This window comes from Micromonospora sp. NPDC051543 (assembly GCF_044454415.1).
In the GTDB taxonomy this organism is placed as follows: domain Bacteria; phylum Actinomycetota; class Actinomycetes; order Mycobacteriales; family Micromonosporaceae; genus Micromonospora.
Genome location: NZ_JBITDT010000008.1, coordinates 87,235 through 111,984, shown reverse-complemented (window position 1 = coordinate 111,984; position 24,750 = coordinate 87,235). Strand labels below are relative to the sequence as shown.

The 24,750-nt window shown below is 70.8% G+C and carries 16 protein-coding genes and 1 pseudogene; 5 read left to right on the top strand and 12 right to left on the bottom strand.

Annotated elements, in window-relative coordinates:
* Positions 1-143 precede the first annotated feature (143 nt).
* The 3 genes and pseudogenes from glgB to ACIA3K_RS16455 form a co-directional block, all read right to left on the bottom strand.
* Positions 144-2,246 carry a 1,4-alpha-glucan branching protein GlgB gene (glgB, locus tag ACIA3K_RS16465; RefSeq protein ID WP_396801888.1) on the bottom strand — a complete coding sequence of 701 codons (2,103 nt, stop codon included), beginning with the start codon at positions 2,244-2,246 and terminating at the stop codon, positions 144-146.
* Between the two features lie 401 nt (positions 2,247-2,647).
* Positions 2,648-4,696, bottom strand: a pseudogene (locus ACIA3K_RS16460) (maltotransferase domain-containing protein); the annotation flags it as partial.
* Positions 4,697-4,967: 271 nt separating this feature from the next.
* The gene (locus tag ACIA3K_RS16455; RefSeq protein WP_355050311.1) at positions 4,968-5,195 is read right to left on the bottom strand and encodes a winged helix-turn-helix domain-containing protein; all 228 of its coding nucleotides are present in this window, start codon (positions 5,193-5,195) and stop codon (positions 4,968-4,970) included.
* A 431-nt stretch (positions 5,196-5,626) separates the two neighbouring features.
* Between ACIA3K_RS16455 and ACIA3K_RS16450 the strand changes: the two genes are divergently transcribed.
* Complete coding sequence (locus ACIA3K_RS16450; RefSeq protein WP_396801886.1) at positions 5,627-6,760, top strand: helix-turn-helix domain-containing protein; 1,134 nt, start codon at positions 5,627-5,629, stop codon at positions 6,758-6,760.
* 6 nt (positions 6,761-6,766) lie between these two features.
* Here the strand turns inward: ACIA3K_RS16450 and ACIA3K_RS16445 are convergent, their stop codons facing one another.
* The 3 genes from ACIA3K_RS16445 to glgA all read right to left on the bottom strand — a co-directional run bounded on the left by ACIA3K_RS16445 (position 6,767) and on the right by glgA (position 8,899).
* Positions 6,767-7,123, bottom strand: a complete 357-nt coding sequence (locus ACIA3K_RS16445; protein ID WP_396801884.1) for a hypothetical protein — start codon at positions 7,121-7,123, stop codon at positions 6,767-6,769.
* Positions 7,124-7,194: 71 nt separating this feature from the next.
* Complete coding sequence (locus ACIA3K_RS16440; protein WP_396801883.1) at positions 7,195-7,689, bottom strand: hypothetical protein; 495 nt, start codon at positions 7,687-7,689, stop codon at positions 7,195-7,197.
* Positions 7,690-7,693: 4 nt separating this feature from the next.
* Positions 7,694-8,899, bottom strand: coding sequence for a glycogen synthase (glgA, locus tag ACIA3K_RS16435; RefSeq protein ID WP_396801881.1), 1,206 nt, complete (start codon positions 8,897-8,899; stop codon positions 7,694-7,696).
* A gap of 72 nt (positions 8,900-8,971) precedes the next feature.
* On the opposite strand from glgA, the gene glgC reads away from it, so the two are divergent.
* Together glgC and pgm are read left to right on the top strand one after the other, a co-directional pair.
* Positions 8,972-10,204: a glucose-1-phosphate adenylyltransferase gene (gene glgC, locus ACIA3K_RS16430; RefSeq protein WP_278138510.1), complete on the top strand. Its 1,233-nt coding sequence runs from the start codon at positions 8,972-8,974 to the stop codon at positions 10,202-10,204.
* Positions 10,205-10,235: 31 nt separating this feature from the next.
* Positions 10,236-11,879 (top strand): phosphoglucomutase (alpha-D-glucose-1,6-bisphosphate-dependent), encoded by a 1,644-nt coding sequence (gene pgm, locus ACIA3K_RS16425; protein WP_396801879.1) that lies wholly within the window; start codon positions 10,236-10,238, stop codon positions 11,877-11,879.
* A gap of 161 nt (positions 11,880-12,040) precedes the next feature.
* On the opposite strand, the gene ACIA3K_RS16420 is transcribed toward pgm, so the two are convergent.
* The 3 genes from ACIA3K_RS16420 to ACIA3K_RS16410 all read right to left on the bottom strand — a co-directional run bounded on the left by ACIA3K_RS16420 (position 12,041) and on the right by ACIA3K_RS16410 (position 18,244).
* Positions 12,041-12,964, bottom strand: coding sequence for an NAD(+)/NADH kinase (locus ACIA3K_RS16420; protein WP_396802143.1), 924 nt, complete (start codon positions 12,962-12,964; stop codon positions 12,041-12,043).
* 100 nt (positions 12,965-13,064) lie between these two features.
* A complete protein-coding gene (locus ACIA3K_RS16415; RefSeq protein WP_396801878.1) occupies positions 13,065-16,169 on the bottom strand; it encodes a M14 family zinc carboxypeptidase in 3,105 nt (1,034 codons plus the stop codon).
* A 197-nt stretch (positions 16,170-16,366) separates the two neighbouring features.
* Entirely contained in the window at positions 16,367-18,244 is a 1,878-nt protein-coding gene (locus tag ACIA3K_RS16410; protein WP_396801876.1) for a polysaccharide biosynthesis protein, read from the bottom strand.
* Between the two features lie 490 nt (positions 18,245-18,734).
* On the opposite strand from ACIA3K_RS16410, the gene ACIA3K_RS16405 reads away from it, so the two are divergent.
* The gene (locus tag ACIA3K_RS16405; protein ID WP_396801874.1) at positions 18,735-19,922 is read left to right on the top strand and encodes a hypothetical protein; all 1,188 of its coding nucleotides are present in this window, start codon (positions 18,735-18,737) and stop codon (positions 19,920-19,922) included.
* Positions 19,919-21,175 carry a hypothetical protein gene (locus ACIA3K_RS16400; RefSeq protein WP_396801872.1) on the top strand — a complete coding sequence of 419 codons (1,257 nt, stop codon included), beginning with the start codon at positions 19,919-19,921 and terminating at the stop codon, positions 21,173-21,175. The genes ACIA3K_RS16405 and ACIA3K_RS16400 overlap by 4 nt, the downstream gene beginning before the upstream one ends.
* A gap of 45 nt (positions 21,176-21,220) precedes the next feature.
* Here ACIA3K_RS16400 and ACIA3K_RS16395 read toward each other — a convergent pair whose 3' ends face one another.
* From ACIA3K_RS16395 to gmd, 3 genes are read right to left on the bottom strand one after another with little or no spacing between them, the layout of a single operon-like run.
* The gene (locus tag ACIA3K_RS16395; RefSeq protein ID WP_396801871.1) at positions 21,221-22,345 is read right to left on the bottom strand and encodes a DegT/DnrJ/EryC1/StrS family aminotransferase; all 1,125 of its coding nucleotides are present in this window, start codon (positions 22,343-22,345) and stop codon (positions 21,221-21,223) included.
* Positions 22,342-23,559, bottom strand: coding sequence for a glycosyltransferase (locus ACIA3K_RS16390; protein WP_396801870.1), 1,218 nt, complete (start codon positions 23,557-23,559; stop codon positions 22,342-22,344). The genes ACIA3K_RS16395 and ACIA3K_RS16390 overlap by 4 nt, the downstream gene beginning before the upstream one ends.
* Entirely contained in the window at positions 23,556-24,569 is a 1,014-nt protein-coding gene (gene gmd, locus ACIA3K_RS16385; protein ID WP_396801868.1) for a GDP-mannose 4,6-dehydratase, read from the bottom strand. The genes ACIA3K_RS16390 and gmd overlap by 4 nt, the downstream gene beginning before the upstream one ends.
* Between the last annotated feature and the right edge of the window lie 181 nt (positions 24,570-24,750).

The following is a 24,750-nucleotide window of genomic DNA, read 5'->3' as shown; positions in this document are numbered from 1 at the left end:
CTTCCGGCGGGCGGTCTCCGAGGAGTCGATGTGCGCGTTCAAGTATGTAGCGTGATGATCACTTGATGCTGACCAGTTCCTGGAGCCTGCTGGCAACTGGTCAGCATCAAGTGATCATGGGACTGCGCGACGGTCAGCGGCGGTCAGCCCTGGCGGAGCCAGATGACGCCCAGCGGCGGCACCTGGAGGGCCGCCGACGCCACCAGACCGTGCCACGGCACGTCCTCGGCGTGCACCTCGCCCAGGTTGCCCACCCCCGACCCGCCGTAGTGGTGGGCGTCGGTGTTGAGCACCTCGGTCCACGTACCGCCGGCCGGTAGGCCGATCCGGTAGTCGTGCAGCGGCAGTGCCGAGAAGTTCGCCACGCACACCAGCGTCGAACCGTCCGGCGCGATCCGGACGAAGGAGACGGTGTTGTTGGCGACGTCGTCGCCGGCGATCCAGCGGAACCCGGCCGGTTCGGTGTCCTGCGCCCACAGCGCCGGGGTGTCCCGGTAGACGCGGTTGAGGTCACCGACGAGCCGCTGCACTCCGGCGCGGGCCGGGTCGTGCAGCAGGTACCAGTCGAGACCGCGTTCCTCGCTCCACTCCCGGTCGTCGGCCAGCTCGGAGCCCATGAAGAGCAGTTGCTTGCCGGGGTGCGCCCACATGTACGCCAGGAGCGCCCGGACGTTCGCGAGGCGCTGCCAGGTGTCGCCGGGCATCTTGCCGGCCAGCGATCCCTTGCCGTGCACGACCTCGTCGTGGCTGATCGGCAGCACGTAGTTCTCGCTCCAGGCATACGCCAGGGAGAACGTGAGCTGGTGGTGGTGGTGCTGGCGGTAGATCGGGTCCTTCGACGTGTAGAGCAGGGTGTCGTGCATCCAGCCCATGTTCCACTTGAAGCCGAAGCCCAGCCCGCCACCGGCGGTGGACTGGGTGACCCCCGGCCACGCGGTGGACTCCTCGGCGATCATGACGACGCCGGCGTGGTGCTTGTAGACCGTCGCGTTCACCTCCTGCATGAGCGCGATGGCCTCCAGGTTCTCCCGACCGCCGTACTGGTTGGGGGCCCACTGGCCCGCCTCGCGGGAGTAGTCCAGGTAGAGCATCGAGGCGACCGCGTCGACACGCAGCCCGTCGACGTGGAACTGGTCGCACCAGTAGAGCGCGTTGGCGACCAGGAAGTTGCGCACCTCGCGGCGACCGAAGTCGAAGACGTACGTGCCCCAGTCCGGGTGCTCGCCGCGACGGGGGTCGGGGTGCTCGTACAGCGGGGTGCCGTCGAAGCGGGCGAGGGCCCACTCGTCCTTCGGGAAGTGCGCGGGCACCCAGTCCAGGATCACGCCGATACCGGCGGCGTGCAGAGCGTCGACGAGGTGGCGGAACTCGTCCGGGTCGCCGAAGCGGGACGTCGGCGCGTAGTAGCCGGTCACCTGGTAGCCCCAGGAGCCGCCGAACGGGTGCTCCATCACGGGCAGGAACTCCACGTGCGTGAAGCCCAGCTCGGTGACGTACGCGGTGAGCTGGTCGGCCAGCTCGCGGTAACCCAGGCCGGGCCGCCACGAGCCGAGGTGCACCTCGTACACGCTCATCGGCTCCTGGTGCGGCCGCCGCTCGGCCCGGCGGGCGAGCCAGTCGGCGTCGTTCCAGCGGTACGTCGAGTGGTGCACCACCGACGCGGTGGCCGGCGGCACCTCCGCGTACGCCGCCAGGGGGTCGGCCTTGTCCCGCCACTTCCCGTCGGCGCCGAGCACCCGGAACTTGTAGCGGGCGCCGACCCGCGCGTTGGGGACGAACAGCTCCCACACCCCGCTGGAGCCGAGCGAGCGCATCGGCCAGCCGTCGTCCGCGCCCCAGCCGGTGAAGTCACCGACCACGCGGACGCCCTGGGCGTTGGGCGCCCAGACGCTGAACGCCACTCCCTCGTCGAACACCCGCGCGCCGAGCGCTTCCCACAGCCGCTCGTGCCGGCCCTCGCCGATGAGGTGCAGGTCCAGCTCGCCGAGGGTGGGCGGGTAGCGGTACGGGTCGTCGTGCGTCGTGCCGTCGACCTCCACCCGGTAGTCGAGCACGCCCCCCTCGACCTGCGCCTCGAAGATGCCCAGGTCGTGCACCCGCTTCATGGGGTGCCGCTCGTCGCCGACGAGCAGCACCACGTCACCCGCGCCCCGGCGCATCGTGCGGATCGTGGTCGACCCCTCGGCGGGGTGCGCGCCGAGCAGCGCGTGCGGGTCGTGCGTCACACCGGTGATCAGCTGGTCCATCGGTCGTCCTTCGAGGCGGAAGCGGTCGGCGCGGAGCGGGACGGGCGGATGGCAGCCGGGTGGGGCGTGGACGGGCGGCCGTCCGAGGACTGGGCGGCCGCCGCACGGGCCGCCGCGCGGAACGCCAGGGTGGCCGGCGTCGCCGCCCCGCGGGCCGGGGTCGCCGGCGTCGGGGCAGATGGCTCGACGGCTGAGGCAGATGGCTCAACGGCCGGGGGAGCGGGCTCGGCGGCTGAGGCAGATGGCTCGGCGGCCGGGGGCGGCGTCGTGGTGGCTGGGGCCGGCGGCGCGGTGGTCGGGGGCGCGGTGGGCGGCGGCGCGGTGGTCGGGGGCGCGGTGGGCGGCGGCGACGGCTGGGCAGCCCGGGGCTCTGCGGCGCTGGCCGGAGGCGACGGCTCGGTGGCCGGGGCCACCGGGGCCGTGCCTCCGGACAACTCCTCCGGCACGTCGGCGACGGTGAGATCGGGCGCTTCGACGCCGGCCGGCTCGGGCATGGTGGGCGGCGTCGGGCGGCGGACGGTCAGCACGTGCGCCGGTTGCAGGTACGGGTCGAGTCGTACCGCGTTGCGCTGCCCCCAGTCGTAGCTGGTGCCGGTCAGCTCGTCGGACACGGTGAAGCGCTCGTGCCAGTCGAACCCGAGCGCCGGCATGTCGAGCGTGGTGTTGCCCCACTGCACCTCACGTGAGTCGAACGAGCAGACGACGATGACCGTGTTGCCGGTCTCCGGGTCGTGCTTCGACCAGCACAGCAGCGCCGGGTTGTCGATCTCGTGGAACTTCAGGTTGCGGAGCTGGTGCAGCGCCGGGTTGTCACGGCGTACCCGGTTGAGGGTGGTCAGGAACGGCGCCAGCGAGCGGCCCTGCGCCTCGGCGGCGGCCCAGTCGCGCGGACGCAGCTCGTACTTCTCGTTGTCCAGGTACTCCTCCGCGCCGGGGCGAGCCACGTGCTCGAACAGCTCGTAGCCCGCGTACAGGCCCCAGGAGGGGGAGAGCAGCGCGGCCAGCACCGCCCGGATCTTGAACATCGGCGGGCCGCCGTGCTGCAACGACTCGTGCAGGATGTCCGGCGTGTTCGGCCAGAAGTTCGGCCGCATGTGGTCGGCCGACGCGACCAGCTCCTCGCAGTACTCCCGCATCTGCGCGGCCGTCGTGCGCCAGGTGAAGTAGGTGTACGACTGCGTGAAGCCGATCTTGCCGAGCCCGTGCATGATGGCCGGCCGGGTGAATGCCTCGGCCAGGAACAGCACGTCCTTGTCGACCTTCTTGACCTCGGCGATCAGCCAGTGCCAGAAGTCGAACGGCTTGGTGTGCGGGTTGTCCACCCGGAAGATCCGGATGCCCTCGCCCACCCAGTGCAGCACCACCCGCAGCACCTCGGCCCGGATGCCCTCCGGGTCGTTGTCGAAGTTGACCGGGTAGATGTCCTGGTACTTCTTCGGCGGGTTCTCCGCGTACGCGATGCTGCCGTCGGCCCGGGTGGTGAACCACTCCGGGTGCTCGGTGACCCAGGGATGGTCCGGCGCGCACTGCAACGCCAGGTCCATCGCGACCTCCAGGCCCTGCGCGGCGGCGGCGTCGATGAAGGCCCGGAAGTCCGCCGTCGTACCCAGGTCGGGGTGGATCGTGTCGTGGCCGCCCTCGGCGGCGCCGATGGCCCACGGCGAGCCCACGTCGGTCGGCCCGGCGGTGAGCGCGTTGTTGCGGCCCTTGCGGTTGACCCGGCCGATCGGGTGGATCGGCGGCAGGTAGAGCACGTCGAAGCCCATCGCGGCGACACCGGGCAGCCGCCCGGTCGCGGTGGCGAAGGTGCCGGAGCGCCCACCCGCTGCTCCTTCGGAGCGCGGGAAGAACTCGTACCAGGCCGAGAAGAGGGCCCGCTTGCGGTCGACCCAGAGGGAGTACGCGTCACCGACCGTCACCAACTCGCGTACCGGGTGCTCCCAGAGCAGGTCGGCGAGGGCGAGCGCCGGCCCGACGCGCTGCGGCAACGGCAGATCGGTGTCGGCGAGGGCGGTGAGCGCGTCGGCGACGCTCGCGCGGTCGGCGGCCGGCACCAGGTCCGTGGCGGCGGCGAGCACCCGGGCGCCCTCGGCCAGGTCGTTGGCGAGATCTTCCGGCCCCTGCCCGGCGGCGATCTTCTTGGTCACCGCGTTCTGCCACGTCAGGTACGGGTCTTGGAAGGCCTCGACGGTGAAGGTCCAGGCGCCGACGGCGTCCGGGCGGATCGTGGCGTGCCAACGGTCCTGGCCGGGCTCGCCTGGGCGCATCCGGGTGAACGGCCGTTCCTCGCCGTCCGGGCCGACCCACACCACGTTGCAGCCCAGCGCGTCGTGCCCCTCCCGGTAGGCGCGCGCCGACACCGGAACCGGCTCGTCGACGACCGCCTTGGCCGGGTACCGCCCGCACGAGACGACGGGGGAGACGTCTTCGATCGGGAACCGTCCTGTCACCCCGCCAACCTACTGTGCGAGATCGGCTCGCGCGCGGCCAAGCACCCGCCCGGTGGGCACCCGACCCAAGATCCGCTCACTTTCGGGGAAACTGCTGCATCGGAGCGCGTCGAGACAGCACTTTCCCCGAAGTTGCGCGGATCTCCACGGTGACCGGCCGCCGTCGCCCTGATCCACTCGCGTTCCGTGAAACCGCGGCATCAATGCGCCTCGGAGGCCACGGTTTCCTGCAAAACGAGTGGATCAAGGTCGCCTGGGCGACTCGAACGGATCAGGCGGGCGGGTTCGGTGCCACGAACGAGCCCTTGCCCTGGTGCACCTCGATCCAGCCCCGCTCATCCAGGATCCAGAGAGCCCGCTTGATCGGATTGTCAGATGAGCTGTACTGGCGGGCGAGTTCGGCGATGGTCGGCAACTTGTCGCCAGGCTTCAGGGTGCCGCTGCGGATCGATGCTGTGACGTCATCGACTACCTGCTCGTAAACAGGCTTGCGGGGCATGTGGGTCCACCTCTCGTCAGCCTGTCCAGCCTCTCACCACCCGCGACAAGGTGTGGACCCTGTGTTGACTCTGGCTACTTAGGGTCCTAAGTTGGGTTGCAGGGTTCTCTCGTCAGCAGCGGAGGTCCCTCGGGCAGGGCGGGGTGATTCCCCCGTGTCGCTCCGCCCTGACCTGCGTCTTCACCGGCCTGCGTTCATCGCCTTTGAGGAGTTACCGATGCGCGAGCGTCCACCCGACGGGCCGTTGCCACCGGCCAATCCTGTTGCCGGTGCGCGTCCTCGGCTGCCGGACGGGGATCGGGTTCCCACCCCGCCGCTTCCGGCGCGGGCGTCGCTCACCCGTCGGCAGTACCTCTACGGACTCGTGATCGCTGTGGTCGTACTCCTGTTGTTTATTCTTGGGGTCGTGCGGTGAGCGCGACGGGCCGGCGGTGAACGACCTGCCGGTGGGTCGCCGGGTCGCGCAGTGGCGGGTCCGGCGCAACATGACGCAGCAGCAGTTCGCGGACCGGCTCGGCAAGTCGAAGAGTTGGGTGGACAAGGTCGAGCGTGGGGTGCGCCGGTTGGAGCGGGTGTCGAACCTCCGGGAGGTCGCCGAGACGCTGCGCATCGACGTGGAGGTCCTCTTGGCGGCGCGGCCGGTGCGGCCGACTCCGGTCGTGGTCGGGGTGGACGGGGTACGGCTGGCGCTGGCCCGGTACCACCTACCGGGCGCGGATCGACCGACGCTGGCGGAGGAATTGCGGGCCCGGGTGGAGCATGCCGAGCAGAGCTATCGCCACGCTCGGTACCCGGCGTTGCTCGCACTGTTGCCCGGCCTGCTCGACGCGGCCCGGGAAGCGCACGCGGCTCGCCCCGGCGCGACGGACGCGCTGCTGGTGTCGGTGTACGCGCTCATCGCCCTGGCGCTGGTGAAGGTCGACCAGGGGGACCTGGCCTGGTTGGCCGCCGACCGGGGCATGGCAGTCGCCCTGGCCACCCATGACCCGCAGTTGGTCGGCCTCGCCACCGTGTCACTGAGTCAGGCCCTGCGGTCTCGTGGTCGACGACGGTCCGCCCTGGACGCCGCGCTCGTCGCCGCCGAAAACATCGGTGTGTCCGGGGCTGGCGACGACTCTTCAGCCGACGCGCTTCGAGGCGTGCTACTGATCCAGGCTGCGCTCGCCGCTGCGGGCGGCAAGGACCATGCCCGCGCACGCCGCGCGCTCGACCAAGCCTCGGGGATCGCTGGCTGGGCGGTGGTCGAGGCCGCCCGAGTGGTGGCCGAGGCGTCCCTTGACGACGTCACCACGGCCTCCGCTCGACACGAGCGGCTGGTGGCCGGCGAGGAGTGGCGGTGGCTGCCGCCCGAACACCGTGCCGCGTACCTCCTCGATGTGGCCCGCGCCTACGCGCTGACCGGCGACATGCTTCGGGCTGGCCGGGCGCTGCTCGACGCGGAACGCACCGCACCCGGCGAGGTGCACGACCGCCCGGCGGTACGAAAGCTGGTCACGGTCGTGTGGCGGTCCGCCGACGCGCCAGCCGGCATTGTTCAGCTCGCCACCACTCTCGGTGTCGCCTGACCGCCGTCACCTCGTCTTCCCGTCGTCGCCAAGTACGGAGCCGACAAGCGCGCCCAGTCCCGCGTGCCACCGATCTTCGGGCCAGTCGCGCAGGTGCTCGACCAGGTCGCTGCGGACGGCGGCGAGCAGCGCGTGGGCCAGGTAGTCCGCCGACTGCGGGCCGCGTGCCTCCGTGACGAGGTCGGCGAGCAGGGCGTGCCAGTGGTCGTACGCCTCGTTGCGGTACGGGTTGCCGCCTCCGGCGCTCTCCAGCGCCAGCGTCAGCACCCGGTTGTCGCGCTTGAAGCGCAGCATGGCCCGCAGCAGTTCGACGGCCTGCTCGGTAGCCGGCCGGGTGGGTGACACCGCGAGCGTGTCCCGCAACCGCAGTCCCCGTTGCTCGTAGAGCGCGCGGATGAGCCCGATGCGTTACCGCGCCGAGGTGACGTCGTTGCTCAAGTCCCCTCCCGGGACGGCGGTCTGAGGCCGGCGGTGAGCAGGCGCTCGATCCGGGCGTACTCGGCGGCCATCTCCGGGGTGGCGAGGACGTCGTCGAGGTCGGCCGAGACCTGGAAGTCGACCTCCTCGACAGCGCGGATGGCCAGCTCGTAGATCTCCCCGCGCGCGTTCTCCTCCAGGTAGGTGGTCCAGTGCTCCAGCGCGGTGAAGGCCGTCAGGAGACCCTGATCGAGGTCACCGTCGGCGAGGATGCCCTCGTCGATCCGAACCAGCAGCGCGCGCAGCTCCGTCGCGTCGGCCGTCCGCACGTTCTCGCGGGCGCTGGTGAGAGCCGCCCACGCGTCCTCGGTCATCTCGTCGTCGACGGCGGTGTCGAGCAGATCGTCGCGGGTCAGCCGGGTGACCGTGTCGAGGCCGAACGCCCGCAGGTCGTCCTCGCCCGCCGCGACGACCAGCCGGAGGATCGCGGCTTCGAGTTCGTCGTACCGCATGACGTCAGCGCCCGCCGACGGAGCGGTACACGTCCAGGGTCTGCCGCGCGACGGCATCCCAGGAGAAGTGTTCGACCGCGCGGCGGCGGCCGGCCAGGCCGAAGCGCTCGGTACGCGCCGGGTCGGCGAGCAGCGTGTTGATCGCCGCCGCCAGGTCGGCCACGAACGTCTCCGGCTTCAGCGGCGTCCCCGACCCGTCGGTGGCCTGCTCGATCGGCACCAGCAGCCCGGTGTCGCCGTCGGCCACCACCTCGGGGATGCCGCCGGTGGCGGTCGCCACCACGGCCGTCTCGCACGCCATCGCCTCCAGGTTCACGATGCCCATCGGCTCGTACACCGACGGGCAGACGAAGACCGTCGCGTGCGTGAGCACCTGGATCACCTCGGGCTTGGGCAGCATCTCGGCCACCCAGACGACCCCGGAGCGGTTGGCCCGCAGCTCGGCCACCAGCTCCTCGACCTCGGCGGCGATCTCCGCCGTGTCCGGCGCGCCGGCCAGCAGCACGAGCTGGGTGTCCGCCGGCAGCTCCCGGGCGGCCCGCAGCAGGTAGGGCAGGCCCTTCTGCCGGGTGATCCTGCCCACGTAGACCACGCTGGGCAGCGCCGGGTCGATGCCGAGCCGGTTGAGCACGTCGGTGCCGGAGTCCGGGGCGTACTGCACGGTGTCGATGCCGTTGTAGACCACCCGGACCTTCGACGGGTCGATCTGCGGGTACGCGGTCAGCACGTCGCCGCGCATGCCCCGGCTGACGGCGATCACCGCGTCGGCGGCCTCCATGGCGGTGCGCTCGATCCACGAGGAGAGCGCATAGCCGCCACCGAGCTGCTCGGCCTTCCACGGCCGCAGCGGCTCCAGGCTGTGCGCCGTCACCACGTGCGGCACCCCGTGCAGCAGCTTCGCGGTGTGCCCGGCCAGGTTCGCGTACCACGTGTGGCTGTGCACCACGTCGGTGCCGGCGGTGCCGGCGGCCATCTCCAGGTCCACGCCCATGGTCCGCAACGCGGCGTTCGCGCCGGTCAGACCGGGCGGGTCGGCGTACGCCGTGACGCCCGGCTCGGCCCGCGGCAGGCCGAAGCAGTGCACGCGGACGTCGGCAAGGCGACGCAGTTCCCGAGCCAGGTACTCGACGTGCACGCCCGCGCCGCCGTAGACCTCCGGCGGGTACTCACGGGTGAGCAGGTCGACGCGCAGCGGGGTGGGTTCCGTCATGACCCCGCACCCTAGTGCAGAAGACTCCCCGTACGAGTGGTGAAGTGGCACGCGGGTGGATAGCGTCGGGGCATGGCTGCCAAGGTGCTCGCGATCGTCCTGGCGGGTGGGGAGGGCAAGCGCCTGATGCCACTCACCACGGACCGGGCCAAGCCGGCCGTCCCGTTCGGCGGGATGTACCGCATGGTCGACTTCGTCCTCTCCAACCTGGCCAACGCCGGCTATCTCAAGATCGTCGTGTTGACCCAGTACAAGTCCCACTCCCTCGACCGACACATCACCAAGACCTGGCGGATGTCCACGCTGCTCGGCAACTACGTCACCCCGGTGCCGGCGCAGCAGCGTCGCGGCCCGTGGTGGTTCGCCGGCTCGGCCGACGCCATCTACCAGAGCTTCAACCTCATCAACGACGAGCAGCCCGACTACGTGATCGTCTTCGGCGCCGACCACATCTACCGGATGGATCCCCGGCAGATGGTGGAGGACCACATCGCCTCCGGGGCGGCGGTGACCGTCGCCGGCATCCGCCAGCCGCTGTCGATGGCCGACCAGTTCGGTGTCATCGAGGTCGGCGAGGACGGCCGGAAGATCCGTGCGTTCCGCGAGAAGCCCACCGACGCGGTCGGCCTGCCGGACGCGCCGGACGAGATCTACGCCTCGATGGGCAACTACGTCTTCACCACCCGGGCCCTGTGTGAGGCCGTGGAGCGCGACGCAGCCGACAAGAGCAGCAAGCACGACATGGGCGGCAGCATCATCCCGATGCTCGTCGAGCGGGGCGAGGCCAACGTCTACGACTTCCGCGACAACGAGGTGCCGGGCAGCACCGACCGGGACCGGGGCTACTGGCGGGACGTGGGAACGCTCGACTCGTTCTACGACGCGCACATGGATCTGATCAACGTGCACCCCGTCTTCAACCTCTACAACTTCGACTGGCCGATCTACACCGAGCAGCCGCCGTGGCCGCCGGCGAAGTTCGTCCACCAGTGGGGTGAGCGGGTCGGCCGGGCGGTCGGCTCGATGGTCTCGCCCGGTGTGGTGATCTCCGGATCGCTGGTGGAGAACTCGATCGTGTCGCCGAAGGTGCGGGTGCACTCCTGGGCGCACGTGGAGGGCTCGGTGCTGATGGAGGGCGTCGAGATCGGCCGACACGCGGTGGTCCGACGGGCGATCCTGGACAAGAACGTGTTCGTCCCCGAGGGCGTCGAGATCGGTGTCGACCTGGAGAAGGACCGCCAGCGCTACACCGTCTCCGACAACGGCATCGTGGTCATCGGCAAGGGCCAGAAGGTCGAGCCGTGACCAACCCGCACACACCGAGGAGGATCCCGCAGTGACCCACCCCCGTGCCGGCCAGCCCGCCGAGCCCGCCGACCTGGTCGACGTGCCGCGCCTGGTGACCGCCTACTACGCCGAGCATCCGGACCCCGCGGACCCGGCGCAGCAGGTCTCCTTCGGCACCTCCGGTCACCGGGGCTCCAGCCTGCGCAACGCGTTCAACTCCGACCACATCCTCGCGGTCACCCAGGCGCTCTGCGACTACCGGCGGGAGCAGGGCCTCGACGGCCCGCTGTTCCTCGCCCGGGACACCCACGCGCTCTCCGCGCCCGCCGCCGTGGACGCGCTGGAGGTCCTCGCCGCCAACGGCGTCACCGTGCTGGTGGACAGCCGCGACGGCTACACCCCCACGCCGGCGCTGTCGCACGCGATCCTCACCCACAACCGGGGGCGCACCAGCGGGCTCGCCGACGGCATCGTCATCACCCCGTCGCACAACCCGCCGGACGACGGCGGCTTCAAGTACAACCCGACCAACGGCGGGCCGGCCGACACCGACGTGACCCGGTGGATCCAGGACCGCGCCAACGCGATCCTGGCCGCCGGGCTCAAGGAGGTCCGCCGGATCACCTACGCGCGGGCCCGGGCCGCCGACACCACCGGGGAGTACGACTTCCTCGCCCACTACGTCGACGACCTGCCGGCCGCGATCGACATCGACGCCATCCGCGACGCCGGCATCCGCATCGGCGCGGACCCGCTGGGCGGGGCGAGCGTGGCGTACTGGGGTGAGATCGCCGAGCGGCACCGGCTGGACCTGACGGTGGTCAACCCGACGGTCGACCCGACCTGGCGGTTCATGACCCTCGACGGCGACGGCAAGATCCGAATGGACTGCTCCTCGCCGAACGCGATGGCGTCGCTGATCGCCGCCCGCGCCGACTACCAGATCTCCACGGGCAACGACGCGGACGCCGACCGGCACGGCATCGTCACCCCCGACGCCGGCCTCATGAACCCCAACCACTTCCTCGCGGTCGCGATCGGGCACCTGTTCCGGACCCGCGCCGACTGGGGGCCGGCCGCCGCCGTCGGCAAGACCCTGGTGTCGTCCTCGATGATCGACCGGGTGGCCGCCGACCTGGGTCGGCCGCTGTTGGAGGTGCCGGTCGGGTTCAAGTGGTTCGTGCCGGGCCTGCTCGACGGGGCGGTCGGTTTCGGCGGCGAGGAGAGCGCCGGGGCGTCGTTCCTGCGGCGCGACGGCTCCACCTGGACCACCGACAAGGACGGCATCCTGCTCTGCCTGCTGGCCTCCGAGATCCTGGCCACCACCGGGCGCAGCCCGAGCGAGCACTGGGCGGAGCTGGCCGAGCGCTTCGGCGCCCCCGCGTACGCCCGGATCGACGCCCCGGCGACCCGCGAGCAGAAGGCCGTGCTCGCGAAGCTCAACCCGGACCAGGTCACCGCCACGGAGCTGGCCGGCGAGCCGATCACCGCGACCCTGACCACCGCCCCGGGCAACAACGCCCCGATCGGTGGCCTGAAGGTCAGCACGAAGTCCGGCTGGTTCGCCGCCAGGCCCTCGGGAACGGAAGACGTCTACAAGATCTACGCCGAGTCCTTCCAGGGCCCCGACCACCTGAAGAAGATCCAGGAAGAAGCCAAAACCCTGGTAGACCAGGCCCTAACCCAAGCCTAACCCCACCCCACCCCACCCCCTTCCTTGCGCACCCCACCCCCCTCCGCCCGCGTTGATCATGAAGTTATTGCCACGACACGCCGTACGGGACGGCAATAACTTCATGATCAACCGCGCCGGGAGGAGGCCGGGGGCGGTGGGGGGTTGGGGGGCAGGGGGTTTCAGCAGGGTGGGGGGTCGGCGGGTGGGGGGAGTTCCTGGCTGCGGCGGCGGAGTTCTTCGGGGAGTAGTTCGCGGAGCTGCTCGGGGAGGAACGGCAGGTCGAGCAGGGTCATCTTCAACTGGTTGCGCTCCTGGTAGCGCAGCGGGTCGAAGCGGACCACCAGGCCGGCGTCGCGGCGGTACGAGATGTCCACCGCCCCCTCCGTCGCCGCGTCGCGGAACACCAGACCGTCCATCTCCACGACGACCGGCGACGAGTTGGGCTGTAGCTCCAACCGGATCTTCTCGTCCGGGGAGAGCACCACGGCACGGGAGATACCGGCCATCGGCGCCGACGGCGTGATCACCACCGAATCCGCCGCCGGGGAGATCAGCGGACCGCCGGCCGCGTAGCTGTACGCCGTCGAGCCGATCGGGGTGCTGACCACTATGGCGTCGCTGCGGTAGTAGCCGTACTGCTGGCCGTCGATGGCGAGCGTGACGCTGACGAAACCGGCGCCCGGCTGGCGGACCAACGCGATGTCGTTGAATGCCACGACGTCGTCACCGCACACGTCGCAGGCGAGACACGCGTGCGACTCGACGGTGAAGTCCTTCGACAGCAGCCGGCTCAGCGCGTCGGGCAACCCCGGCGGTTCGATCTCGACCAGAAACCCCAGACGACCCAGGTGTACGCCCAGCACCGGCTTCGGGTCGCGGACGGCGGAGCGCAGCGCACCCAGCATCGTGCCGTCACCGCCGATGCTGATCAACGCGTCGGCGCGGACGGCGACCTCGCCCTCCGGCAGCGGTTCGACGCCGGACGGGACGCGGTGCTGGTCCTCCTCGCGCACGTACAGCGTCTTGTGGTGGCGGGTGGCCCACCGTCCGATGATTTCGACCACCTCGGTGACATCCCGGGTGGGGTGCAGCACAAGTCCCAGCCCCGACACCCGTCCAGCTCATCACATCGGTGCGGGCCGCACCCGGCGTACGCCGAAGGTGCGCCGGCGGCCCGTGGACCGCCGGCGCACCTCGCCGCCGTCAGGGGCGGGGTTGACCGGTGAGGTGGGTCAACGAGCGGGCGACCAGGTCATCGCGGGCTGCTGGGGAGAGGCCCTCCAACCCGAAGCCCAGGTACACCGTGTCCCCGGTGACCACCACCGAGCCCTCCTCGAACGCCTGCTGGCTACGCGACCAGTCGTTGGCGTTGCCGCCGGAGCCGGCCGGAGGCCCGGCCACCGTCCAGCCGCCCAGGTCGGCGGACTCGAACGAGGTCTCCGCCACCGTCGACCCGTCGACCACCACCCGGGTGTCGTCGAGGAAGACGCCCAGGCCCTGGGTGCCCCAGTCCGAGGCGTACGTGATCGACACCTCGACCTGCTTGCCGGCGTACGCGGTCAGGTCGGCCACGAACTCCTTCCAGCCGCTCGACGTCCCGGTCGCCGCGTTCCAGCTGCCGGTGCTTCCGGTGGGGGAGCAGCCCGCGCCCTGGTAGTGGGCGATGAACGGGTGCAGCTCGTCCCAGCCTGAGGCGCAGCTCTCCCCGGTGACGGTGGTGGTCTTGCCGTTGAGGTCCGGCAGGGTCGTCCAGTTGTCGCTACCCACCTCGTGGGCCTCGACGAACAGGAAGTCCCAGTTCTGCTCGATCTCGTACGAGGTGAAGAAGCGCAGCTCTCCGCTGGTCGCCCCGCTGAGGTCCACCGTGCGGGTGAGCCGCTTGTACGACTCGTCGGCCTGCCCGCTGTGCAGGTACCACTCACCCGTACGCGGGTCGAACGGCGCGCCACCCGGTCGGGTCCAGCCCACCGGCGCGGAGCTGGCGAACTGCGGGAACTCGTCCGGCGGCAGGAAACTCGACGTGGTCAGGAACGACGCGGTGTGCCCCTGGTTCTGCGCCGAACCGGCCGCGTTGAGCTGCCCGTTGAAGCCGGTGAAGGCGTCGTCGCGGCCCGCGACCGGGAACGGCTCTCCCTCCGGCGAGGTGCCGCCGTCGCTGACGTAGGTGTGCGCTCCCAACCAGTACTGCTGGAAGTCGTTGAGCAGCGGCAGGCAGGCGGGATCGTCGGCGTTGGTGCACTCCGGCGGCGCGTCCGGATGGTAGACGTACGAACCGTTGGCACCCTGGGCGAACAGCGCGTACTGGCCGCTGACCAGGAGCTTGCCACCCTCGTTGAGGTAGTCCCGCACGGCCAGTTCGGTGTCCAGCGCCGCCTTGGCCGCGGTGCCGGCAACCTGGCCGGGGGAGCGCATGATCACGTCGTCGCCGGTCTCCCACACCACCGCCTTGTAGTGCGACAGCACGCCGAGCGGGTGGGGTGCCTTGCGGCCCATCGCGTCGAAGTCGTACACGTCGCTGCTGCGCCCGGCGGCGCTTAACGACGCCGCGACCTCGTCGGCGTACTTCGCGGTGGTGCCGGTCTGTGCCGGGCTGAGGCCGGTGACGTCCTCAGCGGCGAGGATCAGCACGTCACCGCCGATGTCGGTGTGCACCCGGTAGGTGAAGCGTTCGCTTGCGACCACCCCCGACCGGGGTTTGTTGCCGGTGAACCAGACCTCCACCCGGTCACCCGGCTTCGTGCCGCGGACCGTCCCGCGTAGCTCCGCGTAGTAGTCGTCGTGAGTGTCGCCGTACCGCTCGCCGCCGCGCCACTCGCGGACCGCGACGGTCTTCGGTCGCCCGCCGTTGACCGTGTAGTGCATCTTCACGTTCTTCAGCGCCCGCCGGGTGACGGCGGCGACCTGCTGGGTGCGCCCGTACGAGGTGTCGAAGGCGTCCACCACGAAGTCCGGGGTGCTCCGGCCGACCACCGACACCGGCTCGTCCGGGTCCGCCGCCGACTTGGCCACGGCCAGCGCGAACGGCAGGTTCTTGCTCACCTCACCAGCGATCAACGTCTCGTCGTCGGGGAAGATGAAGCCGCTGACGCAGTCCTCCGGGCGCCACTCGTCGTCCGGGTCGACCGCCGAGGCGGCCTCACACGTGGACATCTCGGGGGTGAAGCCCAGCGTGCCGTACCGGACGGTGGCGTGGCTGTCGGTGTCACCGTTGGTCGTGTACAGCTCGGCGGAGATGTCCGGGTCGTAACCGGGCACCGCCGGGTGCGCGTCGTCCCCGACCATCGCCTTGTAGATCTCGTCGTCCGGGCTGGGGGTGCTCACCTGCCAGCCGATGCCGTAGAGCAGCAGTTCGGCCGCCGAGTGGTAGTTGACGAAGAACTCGAACCCGACCCGCTTGAAGAGCTGGTCCAGGGCCTTGGTCTCCGGCTCCGAGTTGGGGCCGGGACCCCGGTAGGTCTCACTGTTCGGCTCCGGTGACGAGCCCTCGTTGTCGTACCCCCACTTGTAGGCGAAGTTGCGGTTGAGGTCCACGCCGTCGCCGGAGGTGATCTGCCCGTCGCCGTTGTTGTCCCGCAGGTTCTTGCGCCACAGCCGATTGCCGGAAGTGAAGGTGAAGTCGTAGCCGTCCGGGTTGGCCACCGGCAGGAACCACAGCTCGGTCGTGTCCAGAATTTTCGTGATCTCCCGGTCGGTTCCGTAGCTGTCCAGCACGTGGTGCATCAGTCGACGGGTCATCTCCGGCGTGATCCACTCACGGGCGTGCTGCGCGCCGGCGTAGAGCACGGCGGGCCGCTTCCCGTCCGCGACGGTCCGCGCGTTCTTGGTGACCTTCACAGCGACGATCGGCTGGCCCTGCTGGGTGCGGCCGATCGTCTCCACCTTGGTCAGCTTGGGATAACGGGCCGCTGTGGCGTTCAACTCGTCGCGCAGACCGCCCGGTTCCCCGTAGGGCCGGAACGCCGTCCAGCCCGCCGCCGCCTGCTCCCGCAGCGCCTGTGACGCGTCCTTGCCGCGCACCCTCTTCACCGACAACGGGACGCCCTGGTCGGTCAGCCGCTTCGCCTGCCGGCGACTGAGCACCGTCTCGACCGTCGTCCTGCCGGTCGAGTCGGTCTTCGCGTCGTGGCCGAGGTCGACCCCCGCCGCGCGTAGCTGGTCCCGCTGTTTCGCGTCGACCGTGCCGACGTAGACCTCCAGGCCGTCGCGGGGGCCCGGTTCGGACGGTGGCTTCGCGCTCGCCGGCGGGGTTAGTGCCAGTGCGCCGAGCAGGGTGACCACGCTGGCGATCGCCAGTCGTCTCGGTCTCATCGCGCCTCCTTGGGTGAAGGACCTGTAGGCGCGAGCTTTCGGTGTGGCGTGATCGATGTCAATCGGTCGATGGGCGGGTCGTTGCCGTCCGTGTCGATGCCGGAGCCAGCTGTTACAGGTGGCGGGTCGGGTGGGAGGCTCCGTCAGCTCACGCCGGGGCCGACGCGGGGAGTGCGCCGGCCCCGGTTGCGACGGCGTCAGCGTGCCAGCGGAATCCCGGTGCGCCGGTTGGAGAGCGGGCCGGGCCGGATGCCGCAGAGCCGGGCGAGTTGGTCGGTGACCTTGTTGGGTTCGTCGAACGGGTCCAGTCCACTCACCTCGAACGGGTCCAGGACCGGTACCGTCACGTGCGAGATCAGCGGGTGCAGCGGCCGGAGGTCCGCCTCCCCCTGGCCGAACAGGTCCTCGTGCAGCTTCTCCCCGGGTCGTAGCCCGGTGTAGACGATCGGGACCGGGCTGGCCGCCTGCTCCACCATGCGCCGGGCGAGATCGTCGATCCGTACCGGTTCGCCCATGTCGAGGACCAGGGCCTCCCCGTCGCGCCCGATGGCCGCCGCTTGCAGGACCAGGTGTACGGCCTCCTGCACCGTCATCAGGTACCGGGTCACGTGCGGGTCGGTGACGGTCAGGGGCTGTCTCGCCTCGATCTGCCGCTGGAAGGCCGTCACCACGGATCCCCGGCTGCTCAGGACGTTGCCGAACCGGACGCTCAGGAAGGTGCCCGGGTAGGTGGCTGCGGCGTGCGCGGTCAGCATCTCGGTGATGCGCTTCGAGTAGCCGAGCACGCTTATCGGGTCGGCGGCCTTGTCGGTGGAGATGTTGACGAAGCGGGTGACATCCCGGCAGGCGTCCAGGACGGTGAGCGTCCCCCAGACGTTGGTCTTGACCGCTTCACCCGGGTGGCGTTCCAGCAGGGGCAGATGCTTCAGCGCGGCCGCGTGGAAGACGATCTCGGGGCGGCGCTCCCGCATGATGCGGCGGATACCTTCGTCGTCCCGTAGGTCGGCGAGAATGAGTTCGGGGCCGTCCAACAGCGCGCGCCCGGTGAGCGACATCTGGAGGCTGTGCAGGGCCGACTCGTCCCGGTCCAGCATCATCAGCTCACCGGGGTTGGCGCGCATGATCTGCCGGCACAGCTCCGATCCGATCGAACCTCCGGCGCCGGTGACCAGGACACGTCGACCGGTGATCCCGTTGTCGTCCAGGGCCAGGTCGCCGACCACCTGGCGTCGGCCGAGCAGGTCACTGATCTGGACGTCCCGTACGTCGCTGACCGTGATCCGGTGATCCACCAACTCCCGGACCGGCGGCAGCACCTTGAACGCCGCTCCCGTGCGCAGAGTCGCCTCCCGCACCTCCCGGATCAGCATGGCGTCGGCGTTGGCCACGGCGAAGATGACGGTGGTGGCGCCGGTGCGGTCGATCACGTCGACGAGGTGTTGCCGGCCGCCGAGCACCGGGACACCTGCGATGCGCAGGTCGTGTTTGCCCGGATCGTCGTCGAGCGCGCCGACGGGAAGGTAGCGGCCCTTCGGGTCGCTGAGCATCGCGCGTACCAGCCCCTGCCCGGCCTCGCCGAAACCGAAGAGGAGCACCGGGGTGGCCGAGCGGGCGTCGGGTCGCATCGCGCGGTCGCGCCGGTGGCGGTGTAGGAGACGGCAGCTGAGCATCAGCAGCAGCGCCAGTGCGGCACCGATCACGGGGGTGCTGGCCGGCACTGGGCGTTCGCCCATCGCGAGGAGGGCGACGAGGACGATCGCCGCCGTGGTGGCGGTGGTGCCGGCGAGTCCACGGACTTCCTCGACGGTGCCGAGAGGCTGACGACCGGAACGGATACGACGCAGTGCGCTGACCCCGACATGCAGCACGGCGGCGCCGCCGCCGAGCAGTACCGCATTGACCGCTTGGTCGACGGTGAGGGCCATCTCGTACCTCGCCCAGCCCGCGACCGTGAACCCGCCGACCCAGCCGAGGGCGTCGGCGGCGAGGAAGATGGCAGTCCGACGGCGGCTCACCCTGGCCCGGCCGGTGGCTGTTGACGCCGTTGGCTCGACCCGTTGTATCTCCGGGGGCATCTACGACTCCCTGTCCTGTCCGTGGCCGAAGATGACCCAGGGCAGGTCAGGGGGCCCACGGACGTCCCTTATCTGCTTAGCGGAATATGCGGTGCGGAATCCGGTTTTCACATTTCTATGACCGGATGTCTGATTTCTGGTCGGGAAGTCTGACGGGCCTGAGGTTGCCGGCGAGGGCTCCTCGCGGCGACCGAGGCGGCGTCGCAGGCTCTTGAGAAGGCAACTCGCAAAGCTGTTCCGGCAACAGGGGCAGGGGGCTTACGCGCGGGGCCCGCCTCCACAGGGCGTTTCGCCCGGTCGGTTGGCTCGTTGGGTCAGGAGCGACCATCCGTATCCCGAAGGGGGCCCGCGCGCAATGACCTGGCCCGGGGCTGCCCTCTCCCCCGGCGAGGCGACCGGTGCGACCGACGCGCGGACGGACCAGCCAACCGGGGTCAGGGCGTCGGGCGCCCAACGGGACCTCGTTGGTCGGTTGCTCCGCTGCTATCCGGTGACCGTCGTCGTGCTCGCCCCGTACGCGCTGCTGATCCTGCCGATGGCGGTCTACTACCGGAATCCGGAGACCGGTTTCATCGTCTATCTGGTCGGGCTCGCGTTGCTGGGTAGTGTCGCCGTGGAGACGACGGCCCGCCTGTTCGGCCGTCCCGACCCGCGTTGGCGCGACGGCTTCCGGCGCGCCCACGCCCGCTATCCGTGGCTCTACCCGATCGCCATCGTGACCACCCTGACCAGCGTCGTGTCCAACGTGCTCGGGGCCCACCTCGGCCGGGGAACGATCGTGAACCAGGTTGCCGGCGACCTCTCCGACGGACCGCTCGCCCTGGTGAGCACGCTCTTCTCCGGTTGGACGGCTCTGGGCTTCGCGTTGCTGGTGGCCAGCCATCTGAGCGGTCGGCTGTCGCGAACGAAGCTGTACGGCTGGCTGGCCGTCCTCGTCGGCGCGGAGATCTACGTCGCGGTACTGACGGCCGTCACCGCTCCGCTTGTCGCGTTGGTGTTCTTCATGGCGGCCACCGGGGCGCTCTGCGGCATCTTCCGGCTGCGTTACCTGGTGCTCTGCGCGGTAGTGCTCTTCCTCGCGTGGCCGGCGGTGTTCGAGCAGCGCAACAGCATCCGGGAGGATCGCGGCGTCGCGGTGGACACCAAGGTCACCGCCACGGACCGGCTGCGGCTGGACAGCCAGCTCAGTACGGTGGCGGGCTTCGATGTCCCGGTCGACCTCGGCCAGCCCGCGGCCACCGACTACCTGCGGTACGGGTTGGTGCCCCGGGTGCTCGATCCGGACCGGCCGGCGATCTCCACCGGGCAGCGGATCAACCAGTACATCGGCGGTGGTCCGACGTCGGCCTACACGTTCCTGCTGCTGGGCAACATCTGGTTCTTCGACGGTCCGGCCGGCGTGGTCGCCGTGCACGCCTTCTGGGCCGCGGTGGCGGCGGTGCTGCTGCGCTGGCGGGGCGCACCCGGCCCGATCCGGCTGAGTCTCTTCTGTCTGGTGCTCTTCGACCCGCTGCTCTGGTCCAACACCTACCCGGACTCCACGATCAGCTTTCTGCAACACGTGGTGGCGGCGATCCCGGTCTTCGTCCTCCTGGCGCTCAGCCGCCGCTCCCTGCACGGGGCCCGCAAGCGCCCGGAGCCCGGTCGAACACCCGCGATCCCGGCCACGCGCCGGTGACCGTACGGGTGGGCCGGCACGCGGTCGGCCGTACCGACGCCCGAGAGGGGCCACGGACCGGACGGCGGGCGCTGCTCGCGCTCGTCGTCGGCGGGCTCTCCAGCGGTGGCAACCTGCTGCTGGCCATCACCGTGACCCGACTGGAGTCGGTCGGTGGGCTGGGCCAGTTCGCCCTGGCGTTCTCGTTCTACATCGTCGGGTCCGGGCTGGTGCGGAGCACGGTGACCGACACCGTGCTGGCCACCGGCGTCGGGGTCGCGTCGGCCTCCCGGCGGGCGATCCTGCTCGGCCTCGTCGTTGGCACCCTCGTCTGTGCGGCCGGCGTGGCGTACGGCTCGCCCTACCTGCTGTTCGCGGGCCTCGCCCTGCCCGGTCTGGTCCTCTACGACTACACCAAGGCGGTCGCCGTCGGCATCGGCGCTCCCTCGGCGGCGATGGCCCAGGAGATCACGTGGGCCGCGCTCACCGGGGGCGCCGTGCTGGCCGGTCTGTTCCGGGTGATCGACCCACCAACCGTCTTCGCCCTGTGGGGCGTCGGCGGCGCGCTGGTCGGCCTGGTCGTCGCGGCCCGGCGCGGGTACGCGCTGGTGCCCGGCTGGCGCGTCGGCCGAGCTGAGACCCGCGTCGCGGTGGGATTCGGTACGCAGTTCCTGCTGACCAACGGGTCCGCGCAGCTGGCGCTGACCGCGGTGGCGCTCGTCGCCGGCACGGCGGTGGTCGGCGCGTTGAGCGCCGGCCGCACGCTGCTGGGGCCGGTCAACCTGGTGCTGTCGACGGCGGCCACGCTCGTCCTTCCGCAGTTGGCCCGCACCCGCGCCGAGTCCCGCACGGTGCGGACCCGGGCCGCTGTCCGGCTGGCCCTGCTGGTGGCCGCCGCCATCGGGCCGTTGACAGTCGCGGTGGCCCTGCTGCCGGACGCGGTCGGCAAGGAGCTGCTCGGCTCCAACTGGAGCGTCGCACGGAGCCTGCTGGTGTTGCTCGCGTTGGAGAGTCTGCTGGCCGTGCCGGCCACCATCGGCTTCGCCGGGCTGCGGATCGAGCGGGCGAGCCGGCGGGCGATCGTCCTCGGCCTCCTGCTCGGCGGGCTGCGCGTGCCGGCGGTCGTCGCCGGGGCGGTCCTGTTCGGCGCTCCCGGCGCGGCCGGCGCGCTGGTCCTGATGGCCCTGGCCAGCGCGGTCGCCTGGGGCGGCAGTTATCTCCTGCTGCTGGCCGACCGCACGGCCGACCGTCCACCGGCGGTCCAACCGGTCTGACCGCCCGACCCGCGCCGACCGGGTCGGCGCGGGTCCGGCGGCGCGTCAGGCGATGGTCGCCAGGGCGGCGCGGACGCGCTCCACCACGGCCTTGACCGCCGGCTCGCTCAGATCGGCGTACGTGGGCAGATTGATGCCGCGCCGACTCAGGTCCCCGGTCACCGGACAGTCCGCGCCCGGATCGTGATGCGCCGGCAGGTCCGGGATCGGCACGAAGAACGGGCGGGTCTCCACGCCGAGCCGGGTGAGCGCACGGGCCAGCGCATCCCGGGACGTCGCGTCCCCCTCGGCCCCGACGAGGAAGGCCGCCATCCAGGGTGCGCGGCGGACTCCGGCGGCCACCGGCTGCGCCGACAGCGTCGGCTCGTCGGCCAACTGCTCCTCGTAACCGGCGATGACCCGGTCCCGAAGGGCGATGATCTCGTCCGCGCGCTCCAGTTGGGCGCAGAGCACCGCGGCGCACAGGTTCGTCATCCGGTAGTTGTAGCCGAGCACCGGGAAGTAGTACCGACGGTGCGGATCCATGCCCTGGTTGCGGAGGAGGCGCATCCGCTCGGCGAGGGCCGCGTCGGAGGTGGTCACGCAGCCGCCCTCGCCGGACGTGAGCACCTTGTTGCCGAAGAAGGAGAAGGTCGTGACGTCGGCGAGCGAGCCGGTGGGCCGTCCGTCGAGGGTGGCGCCGAACGACTCCGCCGCGTCGGCGACCAGGAGCAGACCGTGCTGGTCACAGAGCTGCCGCAGGGCGGTGTAGTCGGCCGGATGTCCATACAGGTCGACGGCGATGACCGCCCGGGTACGCGGGCCGATCGCGGCGCGTACCGCCGCCGGGTCGACGCACCAGGTCTCCGGCAGGACGTCCACACAGACGGCACGCGCACCGCAGTACGCCACGGCGTTCGCCGTCGCCACGTACGTCAGCGCGGGGACGACCACCTCGTCCCCCGGCCCGATGCCCGCCGCCGCCAGGACCAGGTGCAGCGCGACCGTGCCGTTGCTCGTCGTCAGCGCGGTGCCGGCGGCGCAGCGACTGGCGAACCGTTCCTCGAAGTCACGCAGGTACGGACCCTGCGAGGAGATCCACCCGCTCCGCAGCGCGTCCACGACGTACCGCTCCTCCAACGCGGAGAGGCTCGGTCGGGCCACCGGATAGGTGTCGTCCCCGATGCTCATGGCCCGTCACCTCCGCTGGGGGCGGCGTCGTTCGCCGCCGTGACGAAGGGGGAGCGCGGCACCGGGCCTGATCCGCCCCGTGCCGCCCAGGCCAGGACGTCCAGGTAGTCGCGGCCGGTGGCCGCCCACGTGCGAGCGGCCAGCCGGTCGTTCGCCCGCCGGGAGGCCGCGGCATAGCGCTCCCGGTCGTCGAGGAGGTGCCGGACCGCGTCGGCCAGGGACCGCGGATCCCGCGCCCGGAAGACCGCCGCCTCGGCGCGGTTGAACTCCAACTGGTCGCGAAGCGGCTCGACGTCGGCGCAGGCGACCGGGAGACCCCAGGTGAACGCCTCCAGCATCGCGCCGCTGGCCGCCTCCCAGAGCGAGGGTACGACCACCGCGTCCGCCCTGGCGTAGATGGCGTTCAGCTCGTCGAGGCTGACGAAGCCGGGAAAGGACACCCGGCCGCGCAGGTCAGCCTGGGCGGCTCGGGCGAGCAGCCGGCTCGCCTCGGGCTCGACCAGCGGCCCCGGGCAGATCAGGCGGCAGTCGGGCAGCAGGGCCATCGCCTCCAGCAGCGTGGCGTGGTTCTTGTGCTCCGCGGTGGACGACGGGTAGACCAGCAGCCCCGGTTCGGGCCGCGCGTGTGCGCGTTCCGGCGCCGGCTGGAACGCCGGGGTCGGGATGAGCACGGTCCGCTCCGCGGCCTCCGGGAAGAGACGCAGGGTTTCCCGGTACGGATGGGGCCAGGTGACCACGATCGCCGCCGCGCGGGCCACGTTCTCCCGGACGACCGCCGCGAAGCCGGGAGCGTGGAACTCGGTCCGCAGGTGGCGGGTGTCGTGCAGGACGACGACCGAGGGGCCCGACCCGATCGGGGCGGAGTGGAACGGGAACAGGGTGACGTCGGTGTCGGCGTGCCGTACGACGGACCGTTGCCGGACCGCGTTGACCGCCGTGCGGACCGTGCGGGAATTGCGTACCACCGTCGGTGTCCACCGTCGCAGCAGTTGGCCGGTGGGGTTGTCGGAGCGCAGCGGCTGGGTCACCTCGGTCCAGCCGATGCGCGGGACGGGCACCTGTTCCCGCCACTGCTGCAGCGTGCCCCGCAGGACGTTCACCCGCAGCTCGCAGGAGTCGTCGGCGGCCATGCCGGTCAACAGGCCGTAGGTGAAGGCTTCCAGCCCTGCGGCGTGACCGGGACGGATGGGTGCGGCGTCGACCGCGACCCTCACCGGTCGACCCGGATCAGTCGCCCCATCCGCTCGTCCTCGAGCAGTTGCCGGTCGGCGTCGACCATGATCCGGACCAGGTCGCTGAAGAGCGTCTTCGGGGCCCACCCCAGGGCGCGTCGGGCCTTCGAGTAGTCGCCGACGAGGGCATCGACCTCCGCCGGGCGGAAGTAGGCGGGGTCCAACTCCACGTACCGCTGCCAGTCCAACCCGATCCGGTCGAACGCGGCCTCCACGAATTCGCGCACCGTGTGGCCCTCACCGGTGGCGATCACGTAGTCGTCCGGGGTGTCCCGCTGGAGGGCGAGCCACATCGCCTCGACGTACTCCGGTGCGTAGCCCCAGTCCCGAACGGCGTCCAGGTTGCCCAGGTAGAGCTTGTCCTGGATACCGGCCTCGATCCTGGCCACCGCACGGGTGATCTTGCGGGTCACGAAGTTCTCGCCCCGGCGCGGGCTCTCGTGGTTGAACAGGATGCCGTTGGCGCAGAACATGTTCCAGGACTCGCGGTAGTTCACCGCCGACCAGTAGGCGTACACCTTGGCGCAGGCGTACGGGCTGCGCGGGTGGAACGGAGTCTCCTCGCGTTGCGGGGGTGGGGTCGATCCGAACATCTCCGACGAGGACGCCTGGTAGAACCGGCAGCCGACGTCGGCGGAACGGGCCGCCTCCATCATGCGCAGCGCCCCGAGGCCGGTGACGTCCGCCGTGTACGTGGGGATGTCGAAGGACACCCGGACGTGGCTCTGGGCGCCCAGGTTGTAGATCTCGTGGGGGCGGATGTCCCGGATCAGCGCCGTCAGCGAGGCCGGGTCGGAGAGGTCGCTGTAGTGGAGGAAGAGGCGGGCGTCGCCGCTGCGCGGATGTACGTCGACGTGGTCGATCCGCTCGGTGTTGAAAGAGGACGATCGCCGTTTGATGCCGTGCACCGTGTATCCCTTGTCGAGCAGGAACTCCGACAGGTAACTGCCGTCCTGACCGGTGATGCCGGATATGAGCGCCGTTCGTGACATGAAGTCCCTCTCCTGCTGGGCCAATTTCCCCCGCGCTTCCTTATATCGCTCTCGACGTCGGCGACACTCGGGTTTCATGTAACTGGCGGAATTTATTCTTCCCGTCCCAACCGCCCAGCTCAGTTGAGAGAAGGATCAGTCACGTATCGAGCGTTCGATCGTTGGGTGAATTGATCCTGTG

Coding starts and splice junctions, on each gene's coding strand:
- gmd (WP_396801868.1), bottom strand. CDS start 24,569: ATGTCACGAACGGCGCTCATATCCGGCATCACCGGTCAGGACGGCAGT.
- ACIA3K_RS16455 (WP_355050311.1), bottom strand. CDS start 5,195: ATGCCCCGCAAGCCTGTTTACGAGCAGGTAGTCGATGACGTCACAGCA.
- ACIA3K_RS16395 (WP_396801871.1), bottom strand. CDS start 22,345: ATGAGCATCGGGGACGACACCTATCCGGTGGCCCGACCGAGCCTCTCC.
- glgC (WP_278138510.1), top strand. CDS start 8,972: ATGGCTGCCAAGGTGCTCGCGATCGTCCTGGCGGGTGGGGAGGGCAAG.
- glgB (WP_396801888.1), bottom strand. CDS start 2,246: ATGGACCAGCTGATCACCGGTGTGACGCACGACCCGCACGCGCTGCTC.
- glgA (WP_396801881.1), bottom strand. CDS start 8,899: ATGACGGAACCCACCCCGCTGCGCGTCGACCTGCTCACCCGTGAGTAC.
- ACIA3K_RS16440 (WP_396801883.1), bottom strand. CDS start 7,689: ATGCGGTACGACGAACTCGAAGCCGCGATCCTCCGGCTGGTCGTCGCG.
- ACIA3K_RS16410 (WP_396801876.1), bottom strand. CDS start 18,244: ATGCCCCCGGAGATACAACGGGTCGAGCCAACGGCGTCAACAGCCACC.
- ACIA3K_RS16415 (WP_396801878.1), bottom strand. CDS start 16,169: ATGAGACCGAGACGACTGGCGATCGCCAGCGTGGTCACCCTGCTCGGC.